The organism is Chitinophaga agri (assembly GCF_010093065.1).
GTDB lineage: Bacteria > Bacteroidota > Bacteroidia > Chitinophagales > Chitinophagaceae > Chitinophaga > Chitinophaga agri.
In genome coordinates this window covers 1,760,948-1,781,922 of sequence record NZ_CP048113.1, presented here as the reverse complement: position 1 = coordinate 1,781,922, position 20,975 = coordinate 1,760,948, and the positions used below count along the sequence as shown (strand labels likewise).

Below are 20,975 nucleotides of genomic sequence, written 5' to 3'. Positions count from 1 at the left end.
TTGCGTAAATCAAATTCCCAAATGCATAAAACAATAACGCAAAGCTGGTATAGCTTTGCGTTATTGTTTTACATACTAAGAACAGTCTGCAAATTGTACTTCGATTTGAGTTGGTCGTACAATTATTCAATCCGCCGCCTCCTGATCACAGGAAGCGGCTTTTTTTACTTATGTATTTCCGAAGTGAAATGGAACTCGATAGCGGGATTGTTTGCACGCTCCGTATTCAGGTACCACTCTGACTGTGCCAGGTATACCAGCAGTCCGTCCTTGTCTTCCACAATATTAGACTGTTTGAAGCGGATGAACTCTTCTACCTTCTGCTTTTCACCAGTGATCCAGCAGGCTTTGTAGAAAGGCAGGGTATTGAACTGACAGGAAGCACCATACTCCTGCAGCAAACGGTATTGTATCACTTCAAACTGGAGGTCACCCACACAACCGATGATCTTACGGTTACCGTTATGCTGTGTGAACAGCTGTGCAACACCCTCATCCGTTAGCTGACGTAGCCCTTTTTCCAGCTGTTTTGTCTTCATCGGATCCTTATTCACCACCTCCTTGAACAGTTCAGGAGAGAAGCTTGGGATACCGGTGAAGTAGAACTTTTCGCCTTCTGTCAGGGTATCACCGATCTTGAAGTTACCTGTGTCAAACAGACCTACCACATCACCCGGGTATGCATCGTCCACAATGTTCTTTTCACGGGCCAGGAAGCTGTATGGGTTGCTGAAACGCATGTCTTTCTCAAGACGTACGTGCTTGTAGAATTTGTTACGTTCAAAACGGCCGGAACATACGCGCAGGAAGGCGATACGGTCACGGTGACGCGGATCGAGGTTAGCGTGGATCTTAAAGATGAAACCACTGAATTTATCTTCTTCCACTTTGATCTCACGGGTGCTGGCTTCACGGTCACGTGGTACCGGCGCGATTTCCACGAAGGTATCGAGGAGGTCTTTCACACCGAAGTTGTTCACCGCACTACCGAAGAACACCGGCGCCATTTTACCCTGCAGGTAGTCCGTGTTGTCAAAAGTATCATAGACACCTTCGATCAGTTCCACGTCATTCCTTAGCTGGGCGGCATCCTGTGGGCTGAAGTGCTCATCTACGTAGCTGCTGCTCAGATCACTGAGTTGCACCACGTCCTCGTCTGTCGCCTTCTTATTCGGCGCAAAGGAAACGAAGCTTTTGTTATACAGGTTGTATACGCCTTTGAAGTCTTTGCCCATGTTGATAGGCCAGCTCAGCGGACGTACACGGATGTTCAGTTTTTCTTCCAGTTCGTCCAGCAGGTCGAACGGGTTCTTACCATCACGGTCCAGTTTATTTACGAAGATGATCACCGGCGTATCACGCATACGGCATACCTCCATCAGTCTTTCGGTCTGCGTTTCCACCCCCTTCACGCAGTCGATCACCAGTACCACACTGTCCACCGCTGTCAGGGTACGGTAGGTATCTTCTGCGAAGTCCTTGTGACCAGGGGTATCCAGCAGGTTCACCAGCATATCCCTGTACTCAAAGGTCATCACGGAAGTCGCCACGGAGATACCACGCTGGCGTTCTATCTCCATGAAGTCAGATGTCGTATGTTTCTTGATCTTATTTGATTTCACAGCGCCTGCCGTCTGGATAGCACCACCAAAGAGGAGGAACTTTTCCGTCAGGGTTGTCTTACCGGCATCGGGGTGGGCGATGATGGCAAATGTCTTTCTTTTATTGATCTCGTTTGCGTACTTCATATTAGTTTGTGACCGAAAATGTGTGCAAAGGTACGGAATTGTCACGTTTAATCATTAATTTACATGTATCTATGATTGCCACGATCAAAATTTTGTGGAACAGCCTTAAGATGGCGGTTCTGGAGCTGAAGGTTAACAAGCTTCGCACGTTTTTATCCCTCCTGGGTATCACTATCGGTATATTCTGTATCATCGCCGTTCTCACTGCTACTGACAGCCTGGAAAGAAATGTCCGTAATGAGGTCCAGACCCTGGGCAGCGATGTGGTATACATTCAGAAATGGCCCTGGGACGGTGGTCCGGATTTTCCCTGGTGGAAATATGTAAACCGGCCGCTGCCGAAGTACCAGGAACTGACGCCTATCAAGGATAAAGTACAGAGTGCCGGGCTGTCGGCCTTTGCATTCTCTTCCGGTGGCAAAAGGGTGGAGTATAAAGACGGGTATATGGAAGGAACGGAGTTGTTTGCCGTAAGTGGTGATTACGAAAAGATCCAGGCACTGACATTCATTTCCGGTCGTTTTTTTGCCGGTAAGGAGAATGAAACCGGGGCTAATGTGGCTATCCTGGGTGCCAATATCTGGGAAGGGCTGTTCGGCACCGCCGAGAAAGCCATGGGCAAGACCATTGCGATTGCAGGTCGTCCCTGCCGGGTCATCGGCACCCTCAAGAAAAAAGGGGCCAGTCTGGTAGATGGCATCAACTATGACAACTGTGTAGTTGTACCTTACATATATGGCCGTACCATTGTAGATGAACGCCGCTATGCGGATCCGTTCATCCTGGTAAAGGCGGCTCCCGGTGCGTCAGTATTACAGCTGAAGGACGAGCTGCGGGGTGTGATGCGCAGTGTTCGCCGTTTGCGCCCGAAGGAAGAGGATGACTTCTCCCTGAACGAGATCACTGCCGTAACCGGCGATCTGAACAAGGTATTCGGTATGGTGAACCTCGGGGGCTGGCTCATTGCCGGTTTTGCACTCATCGTAGGTGGTTTCGGTATCGCCAATATCATGTTCGTGACGGTAAAGGAGCGTACCAATATCATCGGACTGAAAAAAGCCATCGGTGCCCGTAAAAAGGTGATCATGATGGAATTTCTGATTGAATCGATGATCCTGTGCCTGCTGGGAGGGCTGCTGGGTCTCTTCCTGGTATGGATGATCACGCTTGCCGTAAATAGCCTGCACTTCTTTGAGTTCACACTCACTATCAATAATATTATCCTCGGCGTATCTGTTTCTTCCATCGTAGGCATTATCGCCGGCTTTATTCCGGCATACCTGGCCGCTAACCTGGATCCGGTAGTGGCTATCCGGAGCAACTGATAAGGCTATAATTTATTACCTTTGCGGGCATGTCTGTAAAAATACTGGCCATAGAGTCATCGTGTGATGAAACGAGTGCTTCTGTACTGGCCGATGGAAAGATCCTGTCTAATTTTATTGCCAATCAAACCATCCATGAGCAATATGGTGGTGTCGTGCCTGAACTGGCATCCCGTGCTCACCAGGAGAATATTGTCCCTGTTGTCGACCAGGCACTGAAAGTGGCCGGCGTACGCAAGGATGAACTAAATGCGATCGCCTTTACCCAGGCGCCGGGACTGATCGGTTCCCTGCTGGTGGGAAGTTGTTTTGCGAAGTCTATGGCCCTGGCCCTGGACATTCCACTGATCGCTGTGCATCACATGCAGGCCCACGTACTGGCTAACTTCATCGGTGATGAAAAGCCGTCTTTCCCTTTTCTTTGTCTGACCGTGTCAGGTGGTCATACCCAGATCGTACGCTGTGATAGTCCCCTGCAGATGAAAGTGATCGGAGAAACGCTGGACGACGCTGCCGGTGAGGCATTTGATAAGAGTGCAAAATTACTGGGACTGCCGTACCCGGGCGGCCCATTGATCGATAAATACGCCCGCGAAGGCAATCCGGACAGATTCAAATTTCCTGAACCCCAGATTCCCGGATTGAACTTCAGCTTTAGTGGTCTGAAGACTTCCATCCTGTATTTCCTCCAGGAGCAGCAGGCCAAAGATCCGCAGTTCACCGAAAACAATATGGCGGATATCTGCGCTTCCATCCAGCACCGTATTGTCAGCATCCTGCTGAACAAACTGGCCAAAGCCTCCAGGGAGACCGGTATCAAACAGATCGGTATTGCGGGCGGGGTGAGTGCTAATTCGGGTCTGCGTACTGCTTTACAGCAATATGGAGAAAAATATGGCTGGAAGACCTATATCCCGAAATTTGAGTATTGTACCGACAATGCTGCAATGATCGCCATGACAGCCTGGTATAAATATCAGGCAGGAGAATTTGTAGGACTGGACGCTGTACCGGGAGCAAGGGCCGGTTTTGATCATCAGTAACTGCCCATGGCCAATCACTATTTCCAATTCAAGCAATTTACTGTCAACCAGGAGGCCTGTGCGATGAAGGTCTGCACAGATGCCTGTCTGCAGGGCGCATATACGGCTGCCTATCTCCACGGCACGCCAGGTATACATCGTGTGCTGGACATAGGCGCCGGTACAGGACTGTTGTCCCTGATGCTGGCACAGGAACTTCCTGATGCGGCTATTACCGGTATTGAACTGGACCCGGCGGCTGCCGGGCAGGCGGAGGCTAATTATGCGGCTTCCCCCTGGCAGCAGCGTTTGCAGGTGGTGGAGACTGATGCGAAGCACCTGCCTGTTGGTACCCCCTATGACTTTATCATCACGAACCCGCCGTTCTATGAGTCTGACCTGAAAAGCAGCGATCAGCTGCGTAATCAGGCGATGCATGCGACAACGCTGGATTATAGTGACCTGTTGCAGGTAATAGATCAGCAGCTTTCCCCAACGGGACAGTTTTCTGTGTTGTTGCCGTATATCCCTTTTGCAGACTTTGTGTCACTGGCTCAGCAGGCGGGCTTTTTCCTCCGGGAAGTATTACACGTCAAACAGAGTGAGCAGCATGGCTATTTCCGCAGTGTGGGCATTTTCAGCCGGGAGGCAGGTATTTGTGATCAGCATACGTTATCCATCCGTGAAGCAGATAAAAAGACCTATACGCCGGCATTTATTGCGTTATTAAAGCCCTACTATCTCTTCCTGTGATACAGTGTTATATGAGGACGTCCACTACGCGGCAGACAGTCCATTACAGCAATTACTCATTTCAAATTCCTCATTGCTGCTTACTCTTCCACATAATCCTGTAAATACGCAAAGCGCTCCGTCAGCTTTCCATGATCCGCAATCGTGGCATTCCGGATCGTTTCACTGTCCGTTTTTTGTAACTCGTCAAAGACGTATTTCATCAGCTGGTCTCCGAAATACTGAGAGGCATCTCTGGGCAGTTCATTAGGAAGGTTGCTCACACACATCATATCAAGCGTATCCGGCAGGAAAGGCGCCGTTTTTTCACGGGTTTGCCGGTCTACACCATACACAGGATCTTCAATACTGGAATCGCCCAGATTCGAGGGAATAGAGCCATTTGTATCATCTGTAATATCGGCAATGACCCTGATGCGGAAATTGTCTTTCGCCAGGTCATTCCAGGTGAACAGGGGAGGGATACGCTCATCCCAGTAAATACCGTTCATGAGTATGTCCGAGCATGTCACAAAAGGCAGAAAACGGCAGTCGTATGTTTCTGGATGGAGGTGGAAGTCTTCCCTGCTGTAGGTCTTATCGGATTTACGCAGGTACAGCTCTCCGGCTTTGAGTTGTGTGTAGACAGGATATGCGTATTGATTGATCAGGTATTCTTCCGGTGGAATGTATTTGATACCCAGCAGCCCCATAACTTCCAGGGTACCCGCGGCAACACGGCCGGAGCCGGTGATCACAATTTTCAGTGGCGGTAGTTTGGCGCCGAAGTAATGATTGATCAGTTCTTTAAAATCGTGACAACGGTGTACGGGGATGAGCTGATAGGCGCCGGTCTTTTTACCATAGGTGAGCAGTCCGTTATGCGCGCCGACCACACCGGCAAAGAAGCCAAATCCAAGGATACGTGCTCCATCCGCATGTACCAGGCATTCATAGTCGATCAGTGTAATGTTCTTTTGCAGGATGGTCTGCAGCATGTGCCTGTTATGCGGCTGTTTTTTACGGGTATGTGAGAAGAACAGGTATTTTTTTCCGGGGATGAGCAGGCTGGCAGGTACTTCCTTGATACCGAGCAATACGTCACATGAAGAAAGGTCTTCGGACAATGTTATGCCGGCGGATGTATATTCATCATCTGTAAAGCAGCGCCATGAAGAAGGTTGTACCGTAATGTTCACCTCCGGATAGTGTTTTTTGATCCACTGGCATTGTTGTGGCGTAAAGGCGACCCTGTTATCGTGTGGTTGTTTCTCTTCCCGTATAAGACCGATGTGTAGCATAACTGGGTTTTGGTGTAACCAAATATAACACATATTCGTATTCCACGGGAGTGCCTGCGGAAGTGATGCAGATACAGAAGGCAAGGCGTAAAATCAGGCATCCCCTGACAGCATATTGAACACTGTCAGGGGATGCCCTTTGTTTGTATGAACCGTTGCTTATTTGAGGTGCAGTTTTATTTCGTTACCCGCCTGTAACATGGCTGAGCGTGTAGAAGGAACTGTAGCGATAGGATTCAGCAGACCGTAGTCGTGAATAGTACCATCGTATCTTACTAATGTTACCGGTACACCAGCAGCATCCATTTTACGTGCATATGCTTCACCTTCGTCACGCAGTACATCGTTCTCTGCTACCTGTACCAGTGCCGGAGGTAAACCTTTCAGCTGATCCAGCGAAGCCTGTAACGGAGACGCATAGATCTCTTTTCTTTCAGCAGGGTTAGTGGTATAATTATCCCAGAACCATTTCATCATGTTTTTGGTCAGGAAGCGTTGTTCTGCATACTGGTTGTATGAACCGGTTTCGAAGTTCGCATCAGTTACAGGCCACAGCAGTACCTGTAATTTGATAGCAGGACCATTCTTATCTTTCGCCATCAGGGCCACTACGGCGGCCATGTTACCACCTACGCTGTTACCTACCACAGCCAGACGTTTGCTGTCTACATTGAGCTCTTTACCATGAGCAGCTACCCATTTAGTAGCAGCGTATGCCTGGTTGATCGCTACCGGATAATGTGCTTCAGGAGAAGGTGTGTAGTCTACAAATACAGCTACTGCACCGGAAGTTACCACGAGGTCACGTACTAGACGCTGGTGTGTAGGGAAATCTCCCAGTACCCATCCACCACCGTGGAAGAACATAAATACCGGCAGTACACCTTTTGCACCTTCAGGGCGAACGATGTGCAGTTTTACGGTCTGACCATCTTCAGTGATTGTTTTTTCGCTTACGGTGATGCCGGAGATATCTACCTTCACGCTCTTCTGTGCACCTACCAGTACTTCACGCGCATCTTTAGGAGATAATGTTTCTAATGGTGCACCGCCGCCTGAATTTAAAGCGTGCAGGAATGCTTTCACATGTATATCGATAGCCGGATCGTTGTCTGGATTTACTGACTGGGCAAAAGCACCTAAACTGAATATAGTAGCAGCTGCGAGAGATAATAATTGCTTTTTCATTTTCTGTGTGTTGATGTGTTCAATTAATTTGATAACACAAAACTACAGCAGTAAGCCGGTTCGATCAATGTACGAATAACGACAGTTATTGCACTTTTTCCCCTTCCGCGTATTTTTTTCTGAAAAGCAGGGGAGAGGTGTCGGTCTGATTGGTGAAGAGACGTACGAAATAGGCAGGATCTTCGTATCCGAGCTTATAGCCGATCTCTTTTACCGTCAGGTCTGTGTGGATCAGTAGACGTTTAGCCTCTAGTATAATACGGTCTTTAATAATATCGTTGGGGCTTTTGTTACTATGCCTGGATATTTTCTTACTGAGTGCCTTCGGTGTGATATTCAGCATGGAGGCATATTCCGCCACATTGTGATGTTGTATATAATGAGACTCCACCAGCTGACTGAACCTGCGTATAAATTCCACTTCCTGTGAGGCGCTGTTATCGGCCAGGTCGTGCGCTTTCTTCCACATCCTTGTAGAACGGATGATCAGTTGTTTAAGGAATATCCTGATCATTTCTTCTGTATTGCTCTCCTCACTGGACGTTTCATTTTTTATTTCTTCCAGGATATGTCTGGTCTGACGTGATGTCTCTTCGTTGAGGAATACCACCGGTATATCATATACGTTATTATATAGTAAGCCGTCACAGGCGACCTCTTTATCGTGGATCTGTATACAATAGAAATCACGGTTATAATAGAGAAGGGTACCATTGCCTGCACATTTGTACCATTGTCCGTCTTTAATAAAAAACAGGGCATCCTGTTCCAGTTTATATTCTTTAAAGTCAACCATTACCTCCGCCCCGGCTTCCAGGAAGAGTACTTTGATAAAGGAATTATACGCTTCGTATAGCGTATCATTAGCCGCTTCAGCGTCAAATTCAATGAATCCGAATTTCCTGGAGAAGAATTGTTTGAGCACATTTTCCATATGGCAAATGTATCGTCTTTTTTAAAGCTACGGAGCAGGTGATATGCAGGTAGCCGGATAGGTATGGTTACTGCGCCTGAATAGGGGTAGGGTGTCCTAACAGCGAAGGCTGTAGAGCAGGCGGTGCTACCACAAATTTTTATAATAATAGACGAAAATACTATACCTTAGCGCCTGTCGTAAACACAATGCACAGCGAAAACCCCTGATAGAAAGACCTTAATACCTTGAAACAGTTAGTTAAACCATAGGCTAACAAACAGTTAAGTATAATGAGAATTGCAACATCAGTATTGACCATGGCATTCGTATGCCTGACAGGAATGTCTTTTGCTCAACGTGGCCCTAAACCGCCGAAGGTGATCTATCCGGAATTTGCTTTTGACTCCCTGACAGCAAGGGAACAGCTGAAAAGGGGAACCGGTACGATCCAGGGCATCGCATTTACCAAGGAGAAGAACAATATGGGGTTCAAGGCGCCATTGGGTAGCCGCATCTATGCTACCAATACTAAGATCGTGCTGTTTCCCGTAACACCGTATTTCGAAGCCTGGCGTGAACTGCGCCGGAAGAAGGAAGGGAAGAAGACCTACGTGTACATGTCTAACGAGGCATACCGGTTTCGCCTGGAGACAACCACGGATAACTACGGTAACTTCACTTTTACGGAAATGAAGCCGGGCAGGTATTTCTTGCAGGCGATCGTAGGCTGGTCTACTACACACGCCACAAATGTATACACGGGAAGTGGTTACAACGGGTACGGACGTACAGACTATTATACTCCTCAGTACTATAGCGTCAGCCACTCCGACAGGATAGAAGAATATGTGGAGATAAAGGAATCGGGAGAGGTTGTACGGGTGAAGCTTCACTAGGTTACGTTGAAATTAATGATGAGTAATTGATAATTAGTAATTAGCTTTATTAGCATGTAACAGACTTGTGGCTAAGTAATTGCTGATTATTAATTACTCATTGTTAATGCTTATGAAAATAGCTACTTACAACGTCAATGGTGTTAACGGACGTTTACCCATACTGCTTCGCTGGCTGGAAGAGGCTGCACCGGATGTGGTTTGTTTGCAGGAACTGAAAGCGCCGCAGGAGAAGTTTCCGGAACAGGCGATCAGGGATGCTGGCTACAATGCCATCTGGCACGGACAGAAGAGCTGGAACGGGGTGGCTATCCTTGCCCGCAATTTACAGTTGGAAGAAGTGCGGAGGGCGCTGCCCGGCGATCCTGAAGATGTACATAGCCGGTATATAGAAGCGGTCGTGAATGGTGATTTCCTGCTCGGATGCCTTTATCTGCCTAACGGAAATCCGGCGCCGGGTCCTAAATTCGATTATAAGCTCAGCTGGTTCAAACGCCTGATCAAACATGCTAAAGAGCTGCTGGCGCAGGACGTGCCCGTTATTCTGACCGGCGACTACAATGTGATGCCTGCAGAACTGGATGTCTACAAACCAGAACGCTGGGTAGATGATGCACTGTTCAGACCGGAGACAAGGGCTGCTTTCAGGGAGCTGGTGGAACTGGGATGGACGGATGCGATCCGCAAGTTATATCCTGATGAGAAGATCTATACCTTCTGGGACTATTTCAGGAACGCGTATGGGCGTAATGCAGGCTTACGCATTGATCACTTCCTGCTTAGTAAACATTTTGATAAACGTCTAAAGGCGGCGGGTGTAGACCATCATGTCCGGGGATGGGAAAAGACCAGCGATCATGCGCCGGTATGGATTGAGGTGAAAGGCAAATAACCCTTATTTGCTGACCGCCAGCATATGTATTTCCAGCACAGTACCGTTAGGGTCTTTATAGCCAGCTATAAACTCCTCATTATTAAGTAGCAATACCTCAAATGCTGTCGTCTTTCCGGTGTTGTTATCAGTAATGGTCAGCAGTTTTTTCGTAGGGTCATACTGCCATACCCCGTATTCCTTTTTCCCTTCTGCGATGGATAATACCCGGTAATCTTTGTAAAAGAACATTCTGTCTTCCAGCTGCTGCTTTGAAGGCGGTTGTTTTTTACCGTTGTCTCCATAGTACTGAAGTTTCCATTCCCTGGAGAGCCTGTTGCTGAAAGTGGTATCGGACTTGCGCTGGGCGTAGGTAGCGGTCAGGCCGAAGAGGGAGGCGAGCAGAAGTATGGTCTTTTTCATAGCGAGACAAAGGTAAACCAATTCCTGATTCCCGATCCTTAATTCCTTGTTATCTAAAGTTTCTCGCACCCGGTATTTTTATAGCCGTTTCTGCTACCTGCCTGCTCATCTCCGTTTCCAGTAATTTATTGAGATTATAGCAATGTTTTACGACGATATGGACCACTTCGCCTTCCCGTTGCAGTTTACCCTCCACCATCAATAATTTTGACTGTAGTATCTCTTTTCTGAACTTTTCGAAGAGTTGATGGAATACCACGAGGTTCATACAGCCGGTCTCATCTTCAAGTGTAATAAAACAAACACCTTTTGCCGTACCTGGACGTTGTCTGACCAGTATCAGTCCAGCGACCTTCACCGGCATGCCATCCCGGATGCCGGGCAGGTCGCTGGCGGCAGAAACGTGTAGCAGACTGAGTTTCTCTCTTGTAAAACTAACCGGGTGTGCCTTCAGGGAGAGGGATGTGGCGTTGTAATCCTGAACGACATGTTCAGGGGCGGACATTTCCGGCAGGGTGACCGGTTGCTCTGTAGTGCTTTCAGAAGGTTGTCCGGTGAACAGTCCCGTGGGACGGTCATGCAGGGAGGATATTTCCCACAGTGCCCTGCGTCTGTCAAGTCCGATAGACCTGAATGCATCTGCGTCCGCCAGTTTTTCCAATGTCGTCTGTGATACACCTGCCTCCCGCAGGGTGAGAATGTCCTGGAACCCGTTTTTTCTTGCAGATAGTAAGACCTGTATATCTTCCTCCCGCAAACCAGTTATCTGCCGGAAACCAAGCCTTAGCGGGCAAAGATGGATCTTCTTTTTGCCGGTGTCATTATTGTCATCCTCCGGGTGTATTGCGGTGATGTCATGCTGTGTACGGGCTTCCAGTGTATTATCCCAGTATGAATGATTGATATCTACCGGTCGTACTTCCACTTTATTGGCACGTGCATCGCTGACAATCTGTGCGGGCTGGTAAAACCCCATCGGCATACTGTTCAGCAATGCGCAGGCGAATACATCCGGGTAATAGCATTTGAGGTAGGAAGAAACATACACCAGCAGTGCAAAACTGGCGGCATGACTTTCAGGGAAACCGTAACTACCGAAGCCTTCCAGTTGCTTGAATATACGCTTCGCAAAGTCCGGCTCATAGCCACGGGCCGTCATACCTTCTATTAGTTTCTTTTCAAATTTTCCCACCACACCTTTGAGCCGGAAGGTAGCCATACTACGCCGTAATTCATCTGCTTCTGTGGGTGAGAAGCCTGCTGCTACAATCGCTATTTTCATCGCCTGCTCCTGAAACAGCGGAACGCCTAAAGTTCTTTTTAAGATCTCTTCCAGGCCTTTGGGGTAGTCTGGTGTTTCTTGTCCATTACGCCTGCGCAGATAAGGATGTACCATGTCTCCCTGAATAGGACCGGGCCGTACGATGGCCACCTCTATTACCAGGTCATAAAAGTTCTCCGGGCGCAGGCGGGGTAACATAGATTGTTGCGCACGGCTTTCAATCTGAAACACACCGATCGTATCTGCATGGCTGATCATCTCATATACATAGGGATCGTCTTCCGGTATATTGGCCAGTGTATAAGCTTTATCATGGTGTTGTTTCGCCAGGTCAAACGCTTTCCGGATACAGGTCAGCATCCCCAGTGCCAGTATATCTATTTTCAGAAAACCCAGGGTATCAATATCATCCTTATTCCATTCGATACAGGTACGGTTTTCCATACGTGCATTGAGTATCGGACACAGGTCGGCCAGCTTACCCTGTGTAATGACAAAGCCTCCTGTATGCTGGCCCAATTGCCTCGGAAAGCCCATCATTTGTCTTGTGAGTGCCAGTACTTTTTTCAGATGCGGGTCTTCCGGGTTCAAACCATGTTCCGCAATACGATGTTCGTCAAACCATTCATCACTATACCGCCAGATTGAGGTAGACAGCCGGTTGATCGTATCCACCGATAATCCCATTGCCTTACCCACGTCCCTGATGGCACCTTTCTGATGTTGCTGTGTGACCGTCGCGACGATCGCGGCTCTGTCCCGTCCGTATTTGTTGTAGATATACTGCATAACTTCCTCCCGGCGCTCATGTTCAAAGTCAACATCTATATCGGGTGGTTCATTACGGGCAGAAGAGATAAACCGTTCAAAGAGCAGGTCAAATTTGGTAGGATTGACGGAGGTGATGCCGAGACAATAACAAACCGTTGAATTGGCCGCTGAGCCACGGCCCTGGCAGAGTATACCCTGCTTCCTTGCGAAACGTACGATGTCGTATACTGTGAGGAAATAAGCCGCGTAGTTCATCTCCTCCATAAATGAAAGTTCATATACAATAGCCGCCGAGATCTTTTCGGGAATTGTATCTCCAAATCTTTCACGTGCGCCTTCCCAGGCCAGGAAGGTCAGCTCTTCCTGCGGAGTGCGGCCTTCAGTGGTGAGTTCTTCGGGATATACATATTGCAGACTATCCAGGGTGAATTGACAGGCATCTGCAATGAACTGTGCATGGCGTACGGCTTCCGGATATTGCCGGAACAGCCGGTGCATTTCATGAGCTGGTTTCAGGTATCTTTCTGCGTTCTGGTGTAAGCGGAAGCCGGCATTGTAGATGGTACATTTTTCGCGCACGCAGGTCAGTATATCCTGTAACTGGCGCCGTTCCGGCTCATGATAATGTACATCGTTGGTAGCGACCATTCTGATATTATACAATGCAGACAGCTGTGCTACCCGGTACATTTTCTTATGATCATCACCCAGATAGGAACGGGTAATGGCTATATACAGGCGATCGCCTAATGCAGTGCTGTACTCATTTAAAGCGTTCTTAAATGAAAGATCGAAATCAAATTTCGTATTCAGGTGATCAGGAGGTATGACAATGAAAATAATGCCTTCCGCATGTTCAAATACATCTTTTTTGTAGAGATGACAATCTCCTTTTTCTGCCCGCAGATTTCCTTTGGTTAACAGGGAGGATAACCTGCTGTAAGCTGCTTTGTCGGTAGGGTATGCCAATAGGGAGGGACCATCCAGCAGATCCAGTCTGCAGGCAGGAATAATACGTATACCTTTTGCTTTTGCTGCTGCATGTGCACGTACGATACCAGCCAGTGTATTGCGGTCAGTGATAGCAATTGCCTTATAACCATAAGCCGCAGCCTGTTCCACCATCTCATCAGGATGGGAGGCTCCGCGGAGGAAGCTAAAATTACTGGTTACCTGTAGTTCAATGTATTCCATCATATCACTTGTTCTCTACGCAAAAAATCCATGAATAAACCATTGTGATTTCTTTTCGGCATAATGTCCTGATCTGAATAACCAATACCGTTGTCCGTCTTTATCTTCTACGGTGTAGTAATCCCTGTGTTCCCCGCCATCGAGCCACCATTCCCTTTCTATGCGTTCCGGCCCGTCTGCTTTCCTGATCTCATGCAGTTTTCCTTTATAGCGGAATAACATCGGCGGATAATCCGGTATGGGCGCTGTGACTTCAATAGGGGCTGGCTGGGCGAGTAATTGTACCGGTCTTGGTTTATCTGTTCGCCAGGTAGTAGCCGGTTGTTCTTCCAGAGAGGGTGTTTGTTTGATGGCACGTTCCGGCCAGTAGTGTTCCTGTGGAAGATAGCGGTGAATATTATCTGCTCCTATTTTTCCGGCCAGTCTGTCCAGTAAGGCCGCTACAGAAGGATTGTTCAGCCCCGGGCCGGCAGTCCATAAGGCTTCCTGCGCAGGTGCAGCTTCTTCTGTTTTTTCGGCTTCCAGTGTAAAAAGTTCAATACCGAGCGCAGGTTCTATTGCCGGTATTTTTAATTCAAAGAGTTTAAAAAGGTGCGCCGGATTATTAGAAGCCCGGTTCGTGCCGATCGTTACCTGTACCATCCTGTTGTCAGTACGGTATCCTTTCAGGGTAGCGGTTCGTAATCCCTGCCCCTCCTGTTGTAAGCGTGCACATAACTTGTCCAGCAGTGTTTTGATGGCTATTTCAATACCGGTAGCAGTACGTATGGGCTCCAGGCAGGGAAGGCGTTCTACGTAGGGAACAGCAGGATATAACGGCTGTATGGACTCTATTTCATACCCCAGTGCCTGTGTAAGCCTGGATAATAATGACGGGCCGAAACGCCTGCGTAGTACCCTGCCGGGCATATTCATAAAGCTGCCGATCTGGTGTAGTCCCAGTTTATGTAACCGTTCCAGTGTATCGGGCGACAGGCGTAAGGCGGCTGGGGGCAGCGGATGCAATGCGGCAGCCTGTTCACCGCTTTCTATGATAGGTTTGATCTTGCCATAACGGCTCACAGCCCAGGCAGTGCCGATCGTGTCAGCCATAGCGCCACGTACATCATAACCAATTGCACGTAGTTTGGTAATGATCTCTTTCAGGTATTCTTTTTCGCCACCCCACAGGTGTGCACATCCACTGATATCGAGAATAAGTCCGTCAGGCAGATCAACAGCTACGAGCGGTGTATAACGGATACACCATTCGCCCAGTGCATGCAGTAACTGGGCGTCTTTTTCCGGTATGGCATCGAATGCCTGCAGACCAGGTACAATGGCCTTGGCATCGGCTACCGGCATACCTGGGCTGATACCCTGTGTTTCAGCAGGTATACTGGCAGCGGTAATTACCATCCTGCCATGTATGGGCGCTGCAAACACGAAAGGGACGTGTTGCAGTTCAGGCTGCCGGCGGATGAGCCAGTCCGTCGCTAAGTGACGAAACCATATCGTAACAAAACGTGCGGACATATCACCCTGTTTTTAACTGATGTTCTGATATGACCGCGGCCGGTTGTTCCTGTATAGGACTGAAACGACCTTCTGACCATTCCATTTTCCAGGTACCGTTGCGGCCATTGCGTACTTTGAGTAGTTCAACCTGCCAGCGGGGATATCCTACACCAGGCATATCATTTTCTATGGCACTGGGTAAGGAGGTAATGTGCCATCTTGCGACACAGGCAGTAGTGCCGGCATTTCTGGAAGAAGTACGCAGAATAAAACCGGTCACCTTACTTTGTTCTACGGCCAGTTGTAATCTGCGGGACTGTGTAAAACCGATTTCAGGAATTTCAGCTATGACAGCGGCAATACCCTCACATTTGAGGGCTTCTTCTAATGTCCAGAGAGCGTCTTTTGTTCGCTGCAGATCAATGAATATTACCTTGTCCGGTTCTATGCCGAAAGCTTTGAGAGAGGGAGGGAAAAGTGTTCTGGCTACGCTTATCCAGATGCAGGCACCACCATGTTGCATCAGATGTCCGGTAAGTGCACTGACAAACCCGGACGCTGCTGCTGCCTGTTCAGTAACAGGGCATAAAAATTCATGTATGACGCCAGTTGGAAAAACTGCATTCGGAAAAGCAGCATTTATGGGTCCCAGGTCAATTACAGGCGTGTTTTCCTGTTGTGTAGACCGGAATCCCTGCATACGGAGAATATCCCGTTGCAGCTGGGAAATAATATCTGCTTTTACTCGCATAAGCTGACGACTGATTACGAACGATTAGTTTTTGACAACTAATATATTTAGCAATATTACTAATTAAATTAGTAAATCGTCAGCTATTTTTAGTTTAATCAGAAATTATGTAAACCCGGAAATTTTTTAAATGTTGCCATTTATTACATACATGCTCACTACATCAATCATCAATGCAGCCCTGTGATAAAAAGGAACGCTATAACAGCAGCTCAATTCCTGATTCCTCATTAAAATTAAATCCTGCTAGGTGCCACACCATACATCTTTTTAAAAGCAAAGGAGAAATGGGAGAGGTCTTCAAATCCCACATCAATATAGACATCAGAAGGCGCAGCACCTTTTTCTTTTATACGGAAATAGGCTTCCTGTAATCTTTTCTGCTGCAACCATTTTCCAGGAGATGCATTAAATGTTTTTTCAAAATCGCGCTTGAATGTAGACAGGCTTCTGCCAGTCAGGTAAGAGAACCGGTCGAGGGAAACGTTAAAATGAAAGTTTTTGTTCATGAAGCCTTCCAGGTCAATTTTCCCGGGTTCGGAAAGATCGAAAAGAATGTCTTTTAACTGCGGATTTGTTTGCAGCAATAATGCGATCGCTTCCTTTACTTTCAGTGACACCAGTATTTCATTGCCTGGCTGCGCAAACTGATCGTAGGGTTGCAGGGAGTTCATGTAATTTGTCAGCAGGGCATGCGGGCGGATACTGATAATGGGCGGTGTCTGCACATGCTTTTCCGAAGTAAAACCATATTCTTCACTGAAGCTGCGTAGTGTTTGCTGGTCCAGATAAACGGCTATGTTCTTATACTCTCCTTCTGCAGGAGGGTATTTGATGTATTTAATGAGCGTGTTCCTTTTATTTAACCGGAATTCCCCCTCATGGAACACATACTCTTTTTCACCATCGTTCATGACGAATTTGCCAGCTACCTGATAACTGAATACATGTTCAGAAACAAACTGTTCTCCGTCTTTTGTCTTATTGAAATAGCAGGAATAGCTGATCTTCTGTACTGGTTTATTATCACTCATATTGTGCCGGTTAAAAGTAAAAAGGGCATAGCTGTTATCATAACAGCTATGCTGATGATATTGATCATTAAGCCTCGTCAGCGTCCGTAGATTCGCTGACAGCCAGCCAGCGTTCAAATTCAGCCTGTCTGAGGGCATTTACCTGCTGGAGGAGGCCGGTCGCGTCACTACCCAATACCAGGTGTACAGGTGGTTCCGGATGATCTGCCAGATTCACCAGTGCGGCGGCTGCTTTATCAGGACTGCCTTTTGGGATGAATTTCCCGGATCTGAAGATTTCAGTCCGCTGTCCGATGGTAGACTCATACCCTTCTATGTCTGTCGCATAGGTCATAGAGTCACCGGCCCAGTCTGTGCGGAAACCGCCAGGTTCCACTGCCGTTACTTTAATACCCAGGGCATCGACTTCTTTTGCCAGGGCATCCGCAAAGCCGGACAGTCCCCATTTGGCACTCTGGTAGATACTCAGTCCGCTGCTGGTGATGCGGCCACCTATAGAGCTGATCTGCAGGATCCTGCCAGCCCGTTGCTTACGCATATAAGGCAGTACAACCCGGGTGATCCTGATCGGTGCATAGAGGTTCGTTTCCAGCTGGCTATGTACCTGTTCATCGGTAAAGGCTTCGGCAGCACCTATGATGCCAAAACCGGCATTATTCACCAGTACATCTATTCTGCCGAAACGGGCAATGGTAGCTTCGACTGCTTTACGCACCTGTTCATTGTCAGTTACGTCCAGTTGCACCGGCAGGATGTGATCACCATATTGCTGTACGAAGGCGTCCAGTTGCGCGGGATTTCTTGCTGTTGCAGCTACCAGATCCCCTTTTGCTAATACGGCAGCAGTAAGACTTTTTCCCAGACCTCTTGCGCTACCTGTTATAAACCATACTTTTTGCATAACCTTCCTGTTTTGTAAGACACAAAATTAGGCACTGGTTGACCAACCGGCTTTGTTATAGAGGTCAATTTGCTTTGTTATAAAGGTCAGGAAAAATTATTGGAGGGTACCGCATGATTTCTTCTGCTGTTCCTTTGCCCCAAAGAATAGCCTTACGCAACGGGCAGGAAAAGCTTTAATTTCGTTTCCTGAGCTGATAAGTACTATGATCGAAAATACCTCTTTAGACGACTTCTATCAACGGTCAAACGCTGAGATACCTGACGGCATCGCAAAGGAGACAGGGCATTTTAATGTCTTTGAAACGGAGAAACTGTATGATCATACGACAGGTAGCCGTGTGATGCCTTATAGCCGGCGGGATTATTATAAGATCAGCCTGATCCGGGGACGTAGCAGGGCTGAGTATGCTGACAAGGTGATAGAAATAGCAGACAATGCACTGCTTTTTGCGACGCCGAGAATACCTTATCACTGGTTGCCCCAGGATAGCCAGACGGGGATGTTCTGCATTTTCACAGCTAATTTTCTTACGCGGCAGCATGCAGGTGTTGCACTGGATGAACTACCGATCTTCCGGCCAGGTGCACTCCCCGCTTTTGAACTGACGCCGGAGGCGGTCACCGAACTGGAATACATCTTCCGGAAGATGTTGCGGGAGATCAACGGTGACTATGCTTTTAAGTTTGATCTGTTACGGAACCTTTTACTGGAGCTGATCCACTACGGACAAAAACTCCAGCCTATGGCCGCCCTGACATCCACACATAATGCGGCTGACAGGATCTCGTCCCTCTTTATGGAACTACTGGAAAGACAGTTTCCGTTGCAGGCATCACACCAGCGGCTGGAACTACGTACGCCGAAAGAATATGCTGACAGGCTAGCCGTACATGTGAATCATCTTAACAAAGTACTGAAAGCCAAAACAGGTAAAACCACTACAACAATTATCAGCGAAAGAGTGATGCAGGAAGCAAAGATGTTGTTGAAACAAACTGACCGGACGATCTATGACATTGGTTATACACTGGGGTTTGATGACCTGGCTCATTTCTCCAACTTCTTTAAGAAGCATGCAAAGATGACGGCCGTAAGTTTCCGGTCATAACTTTTTTATAAACAACTGCTCCGGAACGTTAAAGTCCGGAGCAGTTGTTCTATATCAATACTTACCCGTCTTATTTATATTGATAACCTCCATAGAAGTTCACCGGAGACCATGCCGGAATAGCTTTAGGCAGTACAGGCGCAATCGCTTTGAACTCACCTTCACCATATACGATCTTACCATCTAAAATAGTCAGCAGTGCATGAATGTTCTTAATCTGCTCAGCATCTGTTTTCAGGTAATTATCACTTAACACAGCGAGGTCCGCCAGATATCCTTCTTTCAGTGTACCTCTGTCGTTATGCTGATTGATCAGACTCGCACTACCTTGTGTATACAGTTTTAATGCCGTAATACGATCAAGTTTGTTCTGTGCGTCGGTGTAGTCATGTCCGCCGATAGTCTTACCAGTAGTCAGCCAATACAACGATACCCATGGATTATAGCTGGCCACCCTGGTACCATCAGTACCGGCGCCTACTTTGATACCCATATCCAGCATTTTGCGGATAGGCGGTGTATTGCGGGCGGCCTGTTTACCATAACGGGCCACGAAGTTCTCTCCCTGGAATGCCATACGGTGCTGAATAGAGATACCACCATTGAGTGCTTTGATACGTTGCAGGTTTTCTGCTGATACTGTTTCTGCGTGATCGAAGAACCATGGCAAACCATTCAGGGGCGTTTCCTTATTCACTTCTTCAATGACATTGAGGAAGCGGGTGATGGATTCATTATAGGTTGCATGCAGGCGGAATGGCCATCTGTTTTTCACCAGTACACCTACCACTTCTTTTAGTTGTGACTCCATGGCAGGTACTAACTCCGGACGGGGTTTCAGGAAGTTCTCAAAATCTCCACCAGTAGCTACGAGGTTCTCACCACCGCCTTCTACAAAATATTCTGTCTCTGCTTCTTCACCATGCTGGTGTTCAATATCCACCATGCTGATCCATTTTTTATAGTCCTGTAGTTCTGTGCCTCCTTTCTGTGCAAAGAGGTAATAGGGCAAACGAACTGTCAGCTGACCTATCTTAAATAAAGAATCAGTGATACCATAATCATCCGGGAAGTTCTGGAAACCACCACCTGCGTCCATTACGCTGGTCACACCGAGTCTGTTCATTTCGCTCATGAAGCCTAGCGTGGAATTACCTTTTTCTGTGGGAGTCAGTTCCGGGAGTTTCGCCAGGGTGGAATAGAGGATAAAGGCATTCGGTTCAGCAATGAGTAAACCAGTGGGCTGTCCGTTGGCATCTTTCTGTATTAGTCCGCCGGTAGGATTCGGGGTATGCTCATCTATGTTCAGCGCTTTGATACCTGCTTTATTTAAGTAAGCCTGTGCGTACAGGTACAAAATGAAGGTAGGCGTATTGCCGGTAGCAGCATTGATCTCTTCGAGAGTAGGGAGGCGTTTTTCTTCAAACTGGTATTCGTTCCAGCCGCCTACTACTCTTACCCATTGTCCTTTCGGTGTCCTTGCCGCCTGCTCTTTCAGCATCTGCAATGCTCGTTTGAGTGATTTTACACCGTCCCATCTTAACTCAGTATTATAGAATCTGCCGGCTCTGATCACATGCAGATGTGAGTCGTATAATCCGGGAATGATCGTCCGTCCATTTGCACTAACCACTTTCGTATTTGCTGCTTTCAGTTTAAGAATATCAGCGTCATTACCTACAGCAATAATTTTATCATTGGCAATAGCGATGGCCTGCGCCTGAGGTCTGGCGTCATCCAGGGTTACAATGTTCGCATTGTGGATGATCAGCGTGGCATTTTGCTGCGCATGCACCGAGAGGGTGATCCCTGCCAGTAACGCCACAAGTGGTAGCATAGTTTTTTTCATGTGTTGTCGTTTAAATAAAGCTATAAGAGCGAATCCTGTTCTACGACACAAAAGTACTACGCAGTAAAGGTCAGGACAATTAAGGATAGTGTGAAAAGTTTGTCTGATTTATCGAATGGCAAGAAAAACGATGAAATGTACAAATGAAGATAATGAAGTGTTA

General features: G+C 47.6%; 17 protein-coding genes. 6 read left to right on the top strand and 11 right to left on the bottom strand.

What is annotated here, in order from left to right; translation table 11 throughout:
• Window positions 1-164: 164 nt before the first annotated feature.
• A complete protein-coding gene (locus tag GWR21_RS06705) occupies window positions 165-1,748 on the bottom strand; it encodes a peptide chain release factor 3 (RefSeq protein WP_162330976.1) in 1,584 nt (527 codons plus the stop codon).
• Window positions 1,749-1,858: 110 nt separating this feature from the next.
• Here GWR21_RS06705 and GWR21_RS06700 point away from each other — a divergent pair, with 110 nt between their 5' ends.
• The 3 genes from GWR21_RS06700 to GWR21_RS06690 are packed head-to-tail and all read left to right on the top strand — an operon-like array spanning window position 1,859 to window position 4,848.
• Window positions 1,859-3,073 (top strand): ABC transporter permease, encoded by a 1,215-nt coding sequence (locus tag GWR21_RS06700; RefSeq protein WP_162330975.1) that lies wholly within the window; start codon window positions 1,859-1,861, stop codon window positions 3,071-3,073.
• Window positions 3,074-3,102: 29 nt separating this feature from the next.
• On the top strand, window positions 3,103-4,116 hold the full coding sequence (gene tsaD, locus GWR21_RS06695; RefSeq protein WP_162330974.1) for a tRNA (adenosine(37)-N6)-threonylcarbamoyltransferase complex transferase subunit TsaD: 1,014 nt from the start codon (window positions 3,103-3,105) through the stop codon (window positions 4,114-4,116).
• A gap of 6 nt (window positions 4,117-4,122) precedes the next feature.
• Complete coding sequence (locus tag GWR21_RS06690) at window positions 4,123-4,848, top strand: tRNA1(Val) (adenine(37)-N6)-methyltransferase (RefSeq protein WP_162330973.1); 726 nt, start codon at window positions 4,123-4,125, stop codon at window positions 4,846-4,848.
• A gap of 80 nt (window positions 4,849-4,928) precedes the next feature.
• On the opposite strand, the gene GWR21_RS06685 is transcribed toward GWR21_RS06690, so the two are convergent.
• The 3 genes from GWR21_RS06685 to GWR21_RS06675 form a co-directional block, all read right to left on the bottom strand.
• Complete coding sequence (locus tag GWR21_RS06685; RefSeq protein ID WP_162330972.1) at window positions 4,929-6,128, bottom strand: NAD(P)-dependent oxidoreductase; 1,200 nt, start codon at window positions 6,126-6,128, stop codon at window positions 4,929-4,931.
• A gap of 159 nt (window positions 6,129-6,287) precedes the next feature.
• Window positions 6,288-7,316, bottom strand: a complete 1,029-nt coding sequence (locus tag GWR21_RS06680; RefSeq protein ID WP_162330971.1) for an alpha/beta hydrolase — start codon at window positions 7,314-7,316, stop codon at window positions 6,288-6,290.
• An 85-nt stretch (window positions 7,317-7,401) separates the two neighbouring features.
• Window positions 7,402-8,250, bottom strand: a complete 849-nt coding sequence (locus GWR21_RS06675; protein ID WP_162330970.1) for a helix-turn-helix domain-containing protein — start codon at window positions 8,248-8,250, stop codon at window positions 7,402-7,404.
• A 272-nt stretch (window positions 8,251-8,522) separates the two neighbouring features.
• Between GWR21_RS06675 and GWR21_RS06670 the strand changes: the two genes are divergently transcribed.
• Window positions 8,523-9,128, top strand: a complete 606-nt coding sequence (locus GWR21_RS06670) for a carboxypeptidase regulatory-like domain-containing protein (RefSeq protein WP_162330969.1) — start codon at window positions 8,523-8,525, stop codon at window positions 9,126-9,128.
• Window positions 9,129-9,240: 112 nt separating this feature from the next.
• On the top strand, window positions 9,241-10,020 hold the full coding sequence (gene xth, locus GWR21_RS06665) for an exodeoxyribonuclease III (protein ID WP_162330968.1): 780 nt from the start codon (window positions 9,241-9,243) through the stop codon (window positions 10,018-10,020).
• Window positions 10,021-10,023: 3 nt separating this feature from the next.
• Here the strand turns inward: xth and GWR21_RS06660 are convergent, their stop codons facing one another.
• The 6 genes from GWR21_RS06660 to GWR21_RS06635 all read right to left on the bottom strand — a co-directional run bounded on the left by GWR21_RS06660 (window position 10,024) and on the right by GWR21_RS06635 (window position 17,852).
• Entirely contained in the window at window positions 10,024-10,422 is a 399-nt protein-coding gene (locus tag GWR21_RS06660) for a hypothetical protein (RefSeq protein WP_162330967.1), read from the bottom strand.
• 49 nt (window positions 10,423-10,471) lie between these two features.
• Window positions 10,472-13,672 carry an error-prone DNA polymerase gene (locus tag GWR21_RS06655; protein ID WP_238430229.1) on the bottom strand — a complete coding sequence of 1,067 codons (3,201 nt, stop codon included), beginning with the start codon at window positions 13,670-13,672 and terminating at the stop codon, window positions 10,472-10,474.
• A gap of 12 nt (window positions 13,673-13,684) precedes the next feature.
• Window positions 13,685-15,184, bottom strand: a complete 1,500-nt coding sequence (locus tag GWR21_RS06650) for a Y-family DNA polymerase (protein ID WP_162330966.1) — start codon at window positions 15,182-15,184, stop codon at window positions 13,685-13,687.
• Window position 15,185: 1 nt separating this feature from the next.
• Window positions 15,186-15,917 (bottom strand): ImuA family protein, encoded by a 732-nt coding sequence (locus GWR21_RS06645; RefSeq protein WP_162330965.1) that lies wholly within the window; start codon window positions 15,915-15,917, stop codon window positions 15,186-15,188.
• A gap of 236 nt (window positions 15,918-16,153) precedes the next feature.
• Entirely contained in the window at window positions 16,154-16,951 is a 798-nt protein-coding gene (locus tag GWR21_RS06640; RefSeq protein ID WP_162330964.1) for a helix-turn-helix domain-containing protein, read from the bottom strand.
• A gap of 67 nt (window positions 16,952-17,018) precedes the next feature.
• Window positions 17,019-17,852, bottom strand: a complete 834-nt coding sequence (locus tag GWR21_RS06635; protein ID WP_162330963.1) for an SDR family NAD(P)-dependent oxidoreductase — start codon at window positions 17,850-17,852, stop codon at window positions 17,019-17,021.
• 205 nt (window positions 17,853-18,057) lie between these two features.
• On the opposite strand from GWR21_RS06635, the gene GWR21_RS06630 reads away from it, so the two are divergent.
• Window positions 18,058-18,963, top strand: coding sequence for a helix-turn-helix domain-containing protein (locus tag GWR21_RS06630; protein ID WP_162330962.1), 906 nt, complete (start codon window positions 18,058-18,060; stop codon window positions 18,961-18,963).
• 70 nt (window positions 18,964-19,033) lie between these two features.
• Here the strand turns inward: GWR21_RS06630 and GWR21_RS06625 are convergent, their stop codons facing one another.
• Window positions 19,034-20,812: an amidohydrolase gene (locus tag GWR21_RS06625; RefSeq protein WP_162330961.1), complete on the bottom strand. Its 1,779-nt coding sequence runs from the start codon at window positions 20,810-20,812 to the stop codon at window positions 19,034-19,036.
• Window positions 20,813-20,975 lie beyond the last annotated feature (163 nt).